10 protein-coding genes are annotated in these 11,890 nt (G+C 36.0%); 4 read left to right on the top strand and 6 right to left on the bottom strand.

What is annotated here, in order from left to right:
• A partial coding sequence (locus RT037_RS13305) for a hypothetical protein (protein ID WP_313032185.1) occupies positions 1-308 on the top strand: 308 nt, incomplete at its 5' end.
• A 73-nt stretch (positions 309-381) separates the two neighbouring features.
• Here the strand turns inward: RT037_RS13305 and RT037_RS13300 are convergent.
• The 3 genes from RT037_RS13300 to RT037_RS13290 form a co-directional block, all read right to left on the bottom strand.
• Complete coding sequence (locus tag RT037_RS13300; protein WP_313032184.1) at positions 382-855, bottom strand: hypothetical protein; 474 nt, start codon at positions 853-855, stop codon at positions 382-384.
• On the bottom strand, positions 843-1,055 hold the full coding sequence (locus RT037_RS13295; protein ID WP_313032183.1) for a hypothetical protein: 213 nt from the start codon (positions 1,053-1,055) through the stop codon (positions 843-845). The genes RT037_RS13300 and RT037_RS13295 overlap by 13 nt, the downstream gene beginning before the upstream one ends.
• A gap of 106 nt (positions 1,056-1,161) precedes the next feature.
• Positions 1,162-2,187: a DUF5004 domain-containing protein gene (locus RT037_RS13290; RefSeq protein ID WP_313032182.1), complete on the bottom strand. Its 1,026-nt coding sequence runs from the start codon at positions 2,185-2,187 to the stop codon at positions 1,162-1,164.
• A gap of 410 nt (positions 2,188-2,597) precedes the next feature.
• Here RT037_RS13290 and RT037_RS13285 point away from each other — a divergent pair, with 410 nt between their 5' ends.
• The 3 genes from RT037_RS13285 (at position 2,598) to RT037_RS13275 (ending at position 7,285) form a co-directional block, all read left to right on the top strand.
• The gene (locus RT037_RS13285) at positions 2,598-5,513 is read left to right on the top strand and encodes a M16 family metallopeptidase (protein WP_313032181.1); all 2,916 of its coding nucleotides are present in this window, start codon (positions 2,598-2,600) and stop codon (positions 5,511-5,513) included.
• A gap of 328 nt (positions 5,514-5,841) precedes the next feature.
• Complete coding sequence (locus RT037_RS13280) at positions 5,842-6,246, top strand: hypothetical protein (RefSeq protein WP_313032180.1); 405 nt, start codon at positions 5,842-5,844, stop codon at positions 6,244-6,246.
• A complete protein-coding gene (locus RT037_RS13275) occupies positions 6,194-7,285 on the top strand; it encodes a hypothetical protein (protein ID WP_313032179.1) in 1,092 nt (363 codons plus the stop codon). The genes RT037_RS13280 and RT037_RS13275 overlap by 53 nt, the downstream gene beginning before the upstream one ends.
• On the opposite strand, the gene RT037_RS13270 is transcribed toward RT037_RS13275, so the two are convergent.
• From RT037_RS13270 to RT037_RS13260, 3 genes are all read right to left on the bottom strand, one after another.
• Positions 7,282-8,355, bottom strand: a complete 1,074-nt coding sequence (locus tag RT037_RS13270) for a GNAT family N-acetyltransferase (RefSeq protein ID WP_313032178.1) — start codon at positions 8,353-8,355, stop codon at positions 7,282-7,284. The genes RT037_RS13275 and RT037_RS13270 overlap by 4 nt on opposite strands.
• Before the next feature lie 52 nt (positions 8,356-8,407).
• Complete coding sequence (locus RT037_RS13265) at positions 8,408-9,394, bottom strand: polysaccharide deacetylase family protein (RefSeq protein WP_313032177.1); 987 nt, start codon at positions 9,392-9,394, stop codon at positions 8,408-8,410.
• Positions 9,395-9,532: 138 nt separating this feature from the next.
• The gene (locus RT037_RS13260) at positions 9,533-11,671 is read right to left on the bottom strand and encodes a S46 family peptidase (protein WP_313032176.1); all 2,139 of its coding nucleotides are present in this window, start codon (positions 11,669-11,671) and stop codon (positions 9,533-9,535) included.
• Between the last annotated feature and the right edge of the window lie 219 nt (positions 11,672-11,890).

Here is an 11,890-nt window from a genome sequence, read left to right as displayed (position 1 = left end):
CAAAATTTTTCAGAATAACTTTTCAACTTACACAGTTAGTGAGATACTACCTTTTGAAAGGCATAACAAGTTCGCTAGATACGATATCTTTAATTTCCGAATTATCAAATCCTGTCATGCTAATACTTTCCAAATCTGCATCTTTTGGAAGCTCGTGGTGGACGCCCCAATATTTTCTTGATAGTACTAACTCTTGTAGACTTTCAAGATTTCTAATATTCTTCCTTGATGGTGCATTTTGTTTCAGGATTGCCCAGTTTTCATTTATTTTAGTAGATGTTGGTGTAACCTATCTTCGTCACCATTGACTCCGAGGAATAAAATGACTTTATTATGACTTAAAATATCCACAAAACAAGAAGTTTCGCTTTCTCTATTGTATCAATATTTTCTTGCGATCTTTTTAATTTTCGCATAATCTAGTGCTTGGTCAAGTTCATAAAAAGCATTGTCATTGTAAGAAAAGTAATTCATGCTTGCATGATTCGGGTAGAGTCCAAAAATAGCATCTGGGTTTATTTGGTTTTGTGCTTTACTATTGAGGATATCTCCATAAAAGTTTTTGTCCCAGAGTAAACTTGACGATACTTCTTCGGTGTTATAAAAATGAAATTTCAGCAATTCGATATTGTTTTCTGTGGTATCAAATTTTTCTGAAGTTGCCGCTTTTTTGTTTGTACCATTATACAAGCCAATTGTATAGATTCTAGCGCTCCAATTATATTTTTTGAAATCTCTGTTTTCATTTTTTAAATAAAGTAATGTCGCAACAATTGCTAAAAGTATAAATCCTAAAACTAAATTTATGATATTCTGTCGATCGTACAAGCCGCTGTTTGATTTTAATGATTCCATCCTTTTCCGTAATAATAAAGTAAATTAAAAAGAACTATCCATACCAAAGTTATGGCTCCACAAGCGATACTTGTTAGCTTAAATATTTTCTTTTCATTGGTATTGTTTTTACTGATTAAAAATATGCAGGATGCTAATAATGTAATCGTTGCAGGTGTTGTGAAACTATTTATGAAAACACCCAAATTGAGATAATCCACTAACAACTGTAAGGAGACTGCAATTGCAATAAGAATTTAGAATGTTAGGACAACTTTCATAAATTTTATTTAAAATAAAAGAACACGCTAATATAAGTTTTCAAAACTACAACTTCTTCCAAATCATCACATAGTCGTTCTTGGCGAGGATTTGATACTTTTGGCTTTTATTTCCGTAACGGAAAGTTCTTTGGACTTCTTTTGGAATTTTTGGATCTGTAAAACTAATTTCCATAAGCTTGTTAGTTTTATTATAATGATAAGTCCCGAAATAATGTCCTTGCGCGGGCGTTCCGCACCAACCCGAAGCCGAACCATCTATTTGATATTCGATATCAAGTTTGGATTTTGGCAGAAAGCTAAATCGAACACTACGATTTTCAAAGATGGGCTCATAGTAAGGCACATAATCCCAAGGAACGCCGTAGATTAAGCTTTGTAGGTCTTTCGAGTATTTGGAAATGTCTTGATCCTGCCCAATACGTCGAGTAAGAAGTTGGTGGTCATTGAAATTATTAACGGTCCAAAAATCGGAGTTGTATTCTAAATCTTTTGTTGTCAAATCATTTTGATTAATGCCAATTTCTTTGATGATGTTGTCGAACTTCTTTTGTCGATCAGCAAGATCATAATTTGGATTGCTTTTGCCGACTTCCGAAGTTACTTCTTTGATAATTTTTAGTTTTAAAACTTTGTCATTGTAGTCCGTTATATCGAAAATTTGTTCGAGGCTAGCTTGTGCTTTTGTGGCTTTAGCAGAGAGTTTTAGTTGATTATTTTCGAGCTTCCAAGTTCCAGAAATTGCTTTGTCAAATGCAGAATCTGTTTTGATATCAAAAAGCTGTGTCGTGAATTGATTGTTGGCTTTCAAATCCAGTTTGGTGTACAAATCAGATCTTTGGTTGTAGAATATTTTTATAGAATCGCTTTTCATGATGGCAGCATGATTATTTTTCCAGTCCTTTCCGGCGTGAAAGCTATTGTTGGTTTGCAAAAGTCCAGAAAGTATCCAAGCGCCAGTGAGCTTTTGAGCTTTTGGTGTTGCTTTTGTTTCTGGTTTTTTGTTGCATGACCAAACTAAACTTAGTATCACAATCGGGATTAAAATTCGTAGAAGTTTAGTGACTTTCATCTTTTCATTTTATCATCGAATTAAATATAAGACTTTTTGCTTTTTATCGGTGTTAAATTAATTCTTGGCTTTATGTAACAAAATCGGTTTCTGAAGCGTCTTATTTATTTACGGTTTAAGAATTTTGATTTACGATCTGATATTTATTGGTTGCTGAGCGAAGTCAAAGCGCTTTTGTTTAGAATAGTGATTTCGGCTACACTCAAGTACCATTGCATAGTCGCGTGAGCGATGGCAGCGGATATCCTTTTGGGGTGGCGCGAGGCGGCGGAGCGCAGCGGAGCCGTCCGAACGACACACTAAAAGATAGTAGCGGACGTAGCGACCCTCGTTGAGTAGTGGATTTTGGCTCGGCGAAACGAGGGACACGCCAAAAAAAATGAGTAACTTTACATAACTTAAATATTATTATGAAGAAAATAATTACTACAGTTTCAATTTTACTAATGATGACAGCAGTGAATGCACAAAAATACGAACTTCAACACCTTACCGATCCTAGTGGATATCAATATGACAGCGTAAAAAATGACGCTAATGGTGTTAGAATATATACTCTTAAAAATGGCTTAAAAGTCTATCTTGCCAAAAACGAAGATGCGCCACGTATCCAAACTTACATCCCTGTAAGAACGGGCTCTAACCAAGATCCTGCGGACAATACTGGTCTTGCGCATTATTTGGAGCACATGGTTTTCAAAGGAACGTCAAAGTTGGGGACGCAAGATTGGGTAAAAGAAAAAGCTTTGCTACAGCAGATTTCGGACCTTTATGAGCAGCATAAAGCAGATAAAGATCCAGAGAAAAAGAAAGCGCTTTACAAAAAAATCGATGAGATTTCGCAAGAAGCTTCAAAATATGCCATCGCTAACGAGTATGACAAAGCGATTTCGTCTTTGGGAGCGACAGGAACTAATGCGCACACTTGGCTAGACGAAACGGTTTACAAAAATAATATTCCATCTAACGAATTAGAAAAATGGCTAAAAGTTGAGAAAGAGCGTTTCTCAGAATTGGTGTTGAGATTATTCCATACCGAATTGGAAGCCGTTTACGAAGAGTACAACCGTGCGCAAGATAACGATGGACGTTTGGTTAACTACGAGTTGATGGACGCTTTGTTTCCAAAACATCCTAACGGACAACAAACAACAATTGGTACTTCAGAACACTTGAAAAATCCTTCTATGGAGGCGATTCACAAGTATTTTGATACTTATTACGTGCCTAATAATATGGCGGTTGTTTTAGTAGGCGATATCGATTTTGATAAAACGATTAAGTTAGTCGATCAATATTTTGGAACTTTTAAATATAAAGAACTTCCGAAAAAGCAATTGCCAGTAGAAGCGCCAATGACTTCAGTGGTTTCTAGAACAGTGAAAAGTCCATCTACACCACGATTGACAATGGCTTGGAGAACGGATTCTTACGGAACTAAAGAAGCGCGTCTTGCTGATATGGTAGCCAATATTTTGAGTAACAATGGCGAGGCTGGACTTATCGACCTGAACATCAACCAACAACAAAAAGCTTTGGGAGCTTATGCTTATGCTTCGCCTTTCAAATATTATGGAAATATTACAATGGCGATTGTTCCGAAAGAAGGTCAATCTATGGAAGATGCTAAAAAATTATTGTTAAATCAAATTGATTTGATTAAAAAAGGAGACTTCCCAGATTGGATGTTGCCAGCGATTATCAATGATATGAAGGTTCAACGTCTTAAAGGTTGGGAGACTGCGGATGGGCTTGCAACAACACTTTACAATGCTTACATTAAAAATGTAAATTGGGAGGATGAACTAAATGATATCAACGAATACGAAAAAATTACTAAAGCCGATGTTGTTAAATTTGCTAATGACTTCTTCAAAGATAACTACGCGGTTGTGTACAAAGAAAAAGGTGTTAATGACAAATTGGTTCGTGTTGAAAATCCAGGTATTACACCGATTAAACTAAATAGAGAAGCACAATCGCCTTTCCTTAAAGATATTCTTAACGCAAAAGTTGGCGATATCAAACCTCAGTTTATCGATTATCAAACTGCGATAAAAACAGATAAGATAAAAGATAAAAAAATCAGCTTTGTTGATAACAAATACAATGAAGTTGCACAAGTTAGTTATGTCTATCCAATGGGATCTGACAATGACAAAGAAATGTCTTTAGCAGTTTCGGTTTTACAATATTTAGGAACGTCGAAATATACACCTGAGCAACTAAAAGGAGAGTTCTATAAACTAGGAATTGCTAACAGTTTTAGAACTGGGAATGACCAAATCATCATTACGTTGACAGGTCTAGAAAGCAACATGAAAAAAGGTGTAGAACTTCTTAACCATTGGATTGCTGATGTTAAACCAGATCAAGCCATCTATGACAAAACGGTTAAAACAATTCTTGAAGGTCGCGAAGTCGCAAAAAAAGACAAAACAAGAATTATGGCTGCTTTGAGCAACTATGCGAAGTATGGAAAAGAAAGCCGTTTTAGCGATGTTATTTCTAAAGAAAATTTAGAAAGTATTAAGGTTGCTGATTTGATGTCAAAAATTAAAAACCTTAACAAATATCCTTACGAAGTTTTCCTGTACGGAAAAGACGAAAAATCTTTGAAAAACGATGTTAAACCTTACATCCAAACAGCAAGTTTAACAGCGCCAAAAGCTAAAGAATATCCAGAACCAGCAACGTCTGGACATGTATATTTCACGAACTATGACATGGTACAAACCGAAATGTCAAGAGTAGCGAAAGCCAGCAATGTTAATACAAAAGACTTCGGGAAAATCAATGTGTTTAACGAATATTTTGGGCGTGGTTTGTCATCAATTGTTTTCCAAGAGATCAGAGAAAGTAAGTCTTTGGCGTATTCTGCTTACGTTTCGTATGCGCCAAGTAATTTATTAAATCACCCGAATTATGTGACGACTTACATCGGTACGCAAGCTAACAAATTGCCACAAGCCGTTAGCGCGATGAATGATTTGATGGCAGAACTTCCGCAGATTCCGGCGCAGTTTGAAAATGCAAAAGGTTCGGCGCTTAAGCAGATTGCGTCTAACAGAATCAACAGAACTAACATTTATTTCAACCAATTGGCGCTGGCGAAGTTGGGCATTAACTACGACATCAGAAAAGACACGTATGCAGAAATTCAGTCGTTGACTCTACCAGAGTTGACCAATTTCTACAACGGACAAATCAAACCATTGAAATACAACACGGCAATCATCGGGAAAAAGGAAAACCTAAATATGGACGCTATCAACAAGATGGGCGACTTCAAAGAGGTAACTTTGGAAGAGATTTTCGGTTACTAATTTTTGGTTATTAAATTATTTGCAGCGACTTCTATTCAGTTAGGAGTCGCTTTTTTTTGGCGTGCCCATTTGCGCTCACTTGGTTCGACGCTGCGCGTCGCCCGCGTTCGCGCTTCAGGTCGGTCTCCGCACAGTCGCTGTGATGCTCGGACGGCTCCGCTACGCTCCGCCGCCTCACATCACGAGCTCCAACAATGCGCTTCGCCCTCACGCAAAGTTGGAATAATTAGAAAAGATTAAATGAATTTAAAGTTCATTAGATTATTTTCACATATTTTAAGAAATTAGTATTAAATTCGTTTTCACTAAAAAGTGAAATTGTGTGCGAGTGGAAAAAACGGATTTTCTTAAACTGTTTTTAATAACGCTTTTGTTGATTTTACAAAAAGTAGAAGCGCAACAAAACCTATTATTTTCAAATGATATCTATAGTGGGATTAGTGCAAGCTCGCTCTCGCCAACACAAACTTACATCAACCCAAATCCTTGGGATATCCAAATATTTTCTGAAGATATTAATGTTTACAATGATTACGCTTATATTTCAAAGGGGAATTTATTGGGATTAATAAAAGAGGAGATTGTCGCTGCTGATCCTAAAAACGGAATAACAGGCGCTAGTCAAGCCCACGTTTTAGATTATTACAATAAGGACTTAGCTAAGCTTTTCTTCAATTCTGATGTTTTGGAACCGTCCTTCTTTCAAATCAAAAATTGGGGAAAACGATTTTAATATTGGACTTTTCACTAGACTTAGAACGCAAACGTCAGTTATCGATTTTGACAATTATTTTAGATTTCAGAGTCAAAATTTGCCGCGACCAGCAGAATATGCCGTAAATCCGTTCAAAACTAGTTTTATGAACTGGGGCGAATTGGGATTAAATTTTGCAACAGAAATTTTTCGTCAGTCAGATTACAAATGGGTTTTGGGTATTAATCTAAAATACGAAATGGGTTTTGATGCTTATAATCTTCAGAATAATAAGGATTTACATATAAGTACAGAAGTTAATGCGCAAAATCATGACCAGACAACAGCTACCAGTTACGACATTGCTGCAAGCTACGTAACCAATTATAATTTCGAAACCAAAAAATATGATTTTAAGCAACAAGGAAGTGGTTTAGGCTTAGATTTAGGCTTAAGTTTTATTAATAAATTTCCGGATTCTGAGGCTTATGATCTTAAGGTAGATTTTAATATTTTGGATATTGGTTATGTTAAATTTAATGGTGAAAATCATGTATTTATCGGCGATACAAAAGTTTTGTTAGATGATAATCCAAAATTTGATAATACCAAGTTCGAGTCGATTAAGCAGTATTTAGGATTGTTGAGTACTGAAGTTTATGGTGATCCTAATAAATCTCACATTTCTGACGGTTTCAAAATTGGGTTACCAACAAGCATTCATTTAGCTTTGAGTAAAAATATTAGACCGAATCACTATTTGAGTTTTAATTGGATACAACGCACACCGATTTTTGAAAATAGTCTTAAAAGAATTAATACATTTTCTGCAACTTATTCAGTTCAAAAACCTGCAATTGCCTATGGTTTTTCAACCGCTTTTTATGATTATAAAAATTTGCAATTTGGCGCTTATCTACGTCTTGGTCCACTTATATTGGGAAGCGAAAATATTTTTCCGCTCTTGTTTAATCATAAAAAATTACACGCCGCCAATTTTTTTATAGGATTAAAGCTGTATCCATTTTGGGATAACGACTTCAAAAGACATCGTCGTGCAAAATGTAATTGTGACTAAGTAAAGCTAAAATCGCCATCGCCATCCGCAAATTCGTAATAGAAGTCGGCGCCAAGCTCTTGTTTTAGCGTTTTGGTGATAAGGTAGTTTCTTCTAAAATATCGTTTGTACAAAGCTTTTACCGATTGTCCTTTTGCTAATTCTTCATTAAGTTGATCATCATAGATTGTCATCATTTTCACTTTGTAATTTTTGATAATTCCCGGAAGTGAAATTGCAACTTTCGATATATCGTCCGCAAAATAATAAAGAACTTTAAGATGCGAATTTCGGATAGAACACAAAAAACAAGTTGTCAAAATACCGTCTTCATGAAGCTTTACCCAAAACATTTGATAGGATGCAGAATAAGATGAAAACAAATAATTTGGCTGCTCTTTTTGGGTAGAAAGCCACGGATGCTTCAGGATCCATTCGAAGTCTTTTGAGCTCCTGTGTAATGGATTTTTTTCTTGTTTATCAATGAAAGTTTTTAATTCGTCATCCCAATTATAAGCGATAGAATAATTTAATTTTGATGATTTTGAAATATAAGGAATGACGGGATTTATTAATTTGTCAAATCTTAAAATCCATTTTTTATTTCGATTAAAAACCTCTTTTTTGGCTGGAAGAATTTCCGCAAGATTGGATTTAAAATAATATCGAACGGCTTGTTTGGCTTCGAGATCATCAAAAAGTCCTATCTTTTTATATAGTCCATGCGCACTATCCGTGAATTCGGTGATCATCATTCGTCCATTGTAAGCGGCTTCGGCGGCATACAGAAGTTTTTGCGCAATCTGTTTGCCACGATGTTTTTCGCTGATATACAAAGTCGAAAACCATCCGAAATGGAAAACTTCGCCGTTTGTTTTTGCGATGTCGTCTGGTAAAATCCCAAGATAACCCGTAAGTTCTTCACCTTCATAAGCCAAGAATAATAAAGTATCGTCGTCAGTTGCGCGAGGATTTGCGATGTGCGAGACTTCGCGAAGTTCAGAAATTGGCGCAAACTCAAACTTTTTAAAGGCTTCCGAAGTTGTAAATCCTTTAAGTTGTTTTTTGTTAAGTCCGACAATTTCTATCACAGTTTTCAATTTTAAACAAATATAACAAACTTGATTTTTAAAACGAAACTAATCATCGCAAAAGGCTAATGATTTCTAATTTAATTCGGTGTTTTCCAATTAATTTTAGCAAGTTGTAATAGATGATTTCGTTTTTGATGACTTGCTTTGCAGAATAATTTTCGACTTCAAGCGGAATCCGTTGCAAGTTTTTGAAACGTGAATCGAGCTTAAGACCAGCTGCACCAAAAGTATATTGAAGTCGTGGATTAGCTTTTGATAGTTTTTCGAAGAAATCATTTTTTACTCCAAAGTCCGTGAATGGAAAAGCAAACGAATCATTATTTAATCCTAAATTTTCTAGAAAATCCAAAGCTTTTTGCGTGTTGTCAAGTTGCCCATCAAGACTTAATTCTTGATACAAAGGATGATCCCAACCATGCGCCGAAATTCCAAAGCCGTCTTGTTTTAATTTTAATAATTCATCAGTCGTGAGATAAACTTTATTTTGTGCTAAATAAGTTTTAAAATCGATGTTCAAAAAAGTTGCAAGCTCATCCAGAAGATTTTGATTTTCAAATTTAATGGAAAGAAGATTTTTTTTGATATCCGAAACAACTGGATTTAGTTGTAAACTTTTAAAACTTGAAATCTGTTGTAGAAGATCTTTATTTTCTTCAATTTTTGAAATCAAAAGACTTGCTTTGCAACGCCACATGAGGTCTTTATTATCAATAAATTTGGGATTGATAAAGTTGATCGCGTAGATTCCTTTTTGTTTTAAAATAGGTGCGATGACATCATGGAAATCAGAATAGCCATCATCAAAAGTCAATAATAGGTTTGGTTTTCCTATTTTATTTTTGCTTGTTTTTCTTTCTAAAAAAGTCTCCCAATCGATAAAGTCAAAAGCTTTAGAAAGCTCGTCCACATCTTTAATAAAAGTTTTCGAACTTCGATAGGGGAAAAGGTGTTGGACATGTTTTAGCTTTTCGTCACTTACGCTGTGATAGACGATAACTAGATCTCGGTAAGGAGGATACTTTGCAAGTGTCTCCAAAGAAAAAGAACTCAAAAAAATTGAAGCCGATTTATAAAAGATAGATTTTGCGCTCACTATAAAAAAAACATTGTCAAAGCTTTCGCCTTGACAATGTTAAGAAAATATTATCTAATACTTGTAATCGTATTTTAAAAACTATTTAATAATTTTCATTTCGTTAAGAAGCCATTTAGCATCTGCAAATTTATCAACGATAAACAAGATGTATTTGGTGTCCACCATAATGTTACGACTGAATTTTGGATCATAGTTGATGTCACTCATTGTGCCTTCCCATTGTCTGTCAAAATTAAGACCAACCAAGTTACCATAAGCGTCTAAAGCAGGTGAGCCCGAATTACCGCCTGTTGTATGATTGGTCGCTGTAAAGTTAACAGGGACGTCGCCAGTTTTGTCCTTGTAGATTCCGTAATCTTTAGCATTATAAAGACTGATCAACTTTTTAGGAACGTCAAATTCGTAATCTCCAAGAACATATTTTTCCATAACGCCAGCTAGGTTTGTCTTGTAACCGTAGCTAACAGCATCGCGAGGATTAGAGCCTTTTACTTTTCCGTAAGTTACACGAAGTGTTGAGTTAGCATCTGGGAAGAATTTTCTGTCTTTATCCGTTGCCATTTGTTGTGCCATAAAGGTCTTTTGCAAGGTATCGATCTCAGCTTGTAGACTTGTAACTTTGCTGTGTGTTGTGCTAACATAAGCGCCTTTAATATTGTTCCAAAGTTGGATTAAAGGATCGTTTTTCAAAGCTTTAACAAGGCTCGCTTGGTCAGCAAATACTTTGTTGATGTCACTATAAGTTGTTGCGCCGTTTACATGGGCTTGGCCTGTGATAATCGAGTTTTTAGCATAGTTTTCTAGTACGGCAACATTCGCTTTTGCATCTTTAAACTTTTCTAAACCACTTGGTAAAAACTGAGGTGCAGATTTAGTAGCATACAAAGCCAAAACTTGAGCCGTTACTTTGGCGTCCAAATCGCTTTCATAATCTTTGTAGATATCTGACAATCTGGTTTTGAAACCGTCCAAAGACTTCGCATTGAAAGTCCCGTTGTCAACAGCTTCAACATAGCTAGAGAACAAACTTGCCAAGGCTAGCGTCTCAGCATTTCGTGGTAATTCAGAATAATAAGCTCTGTTAAGGGCGTAAGGTGCTTGTTCGTTATAAGCTTTGTTTAATCCGTCAATTGTTGCTTTTATTTGAGGGTTTTTCGAAATCAAAGATTGCTCGTATTGTTGTTTTTTACCAACTGCATTTGATTTTTTAAGACCTTCGACCTCGCCAATCCATTTTTTCCAAGAGTTGGCGATACGCGCATATTTGGAAGCGTATTTAATTCTTGTTGCATTGTCTACTCTCATTTTTTCGTCAAGAACTTTCAAGGTCACATCGCGCACTGAAATCATTGCAGGATCGGTTTCGTTCATGATTTTTTCTACAGCAATAGCTGGAAGATATTCGGTTGTTCTTCCTGGGAAACCAAATACAAACGTGAAATCATTTTCTTGTTTGTCTTTGATAGAAATAGGCAAGAAGTGTTTTGGTTTGTAAGGGACGTTATCTTTCGAATATTCCGCGGGTTTGTTATTTTTGTCAGCATAGATTCTGAACATCGAGAAATCTCCTGTGTGACGTGGCCAAACCCAGTTGTCAGTATCGCTACCAAATTTACCAATGCTTTGCGGTGGTGCGCCAACTAGGCGAATGTCTTTGTAGGTCTCGATAACGTAAGCATAATATTTGTTACCGTAATACATCGATTTTACAGTAACTTTTTGATAATTTTCAACTTTTTGAGAAGCGATGTAGGCCTCTGTATTTTGTTTTACTTTCGCATCAAGAGCAGCGCCTGTTAGTCCGTCTGTCCCAGCCAAAATCTGTGGCGTCACTTCTTTGATGTCCGCGATAAAGTCTACAGTTACTCCAGGATTTGGAAGTTCGCCTTCCATATTTTTAGCCCAAAAACCGTTGGTTAAGAGATCATTTTCTACCGTCGAATGTGACTGAATATTATCATAACCACAGTGGTGATTGGTCAATAATAAACCTTGCCCTGAGATAACTTCGGCAGTACATCCACCATCGAATTGTACCACAGCATCTTTGATGCTCGCTTTGCTAGGGTCAAAAATATCTTTCGCAGAGATTTTCATACCCAAATCTTTCATTTCCTTTTCATTAAGTTCTGTAGGCATCCACATACCGCCGTATTGTTGAGCAAAAGCCATTGCGGCAGGTAGTAAGATTGCTGATAATAGAAGTTTACTTTTCATTTCTTAGCATTAAAATTGAGCCAATTTACGCATTTTTATCGGAACGGGATTTTATATACTTTGAAAACTAAATTGTTTTTTAGGAGCTAATCCCGCTATCAGCTTTATCTTTCGTCTTGTCGCTCGGACGGCTCTGCTACGCTCCGTCGCCTCACGCCAATCCCAAAGGATGCCGCTTCTATGGTAAGTTTGCATTAGGATAATTAAGGAAGTAAATTA

Source organism: Soonwooa sp., from assembly GCF_032062245.1.
Lineage (GTDB): Bacteria > Bacteroidota > Bacteroidia > Flavobacteriales > Weeksellaceae > Soonwooa.
Note: the sequence above shows the minus strand (reverse complement) of the source record. Positions and strands in the feature narration are given on the sequence as shown.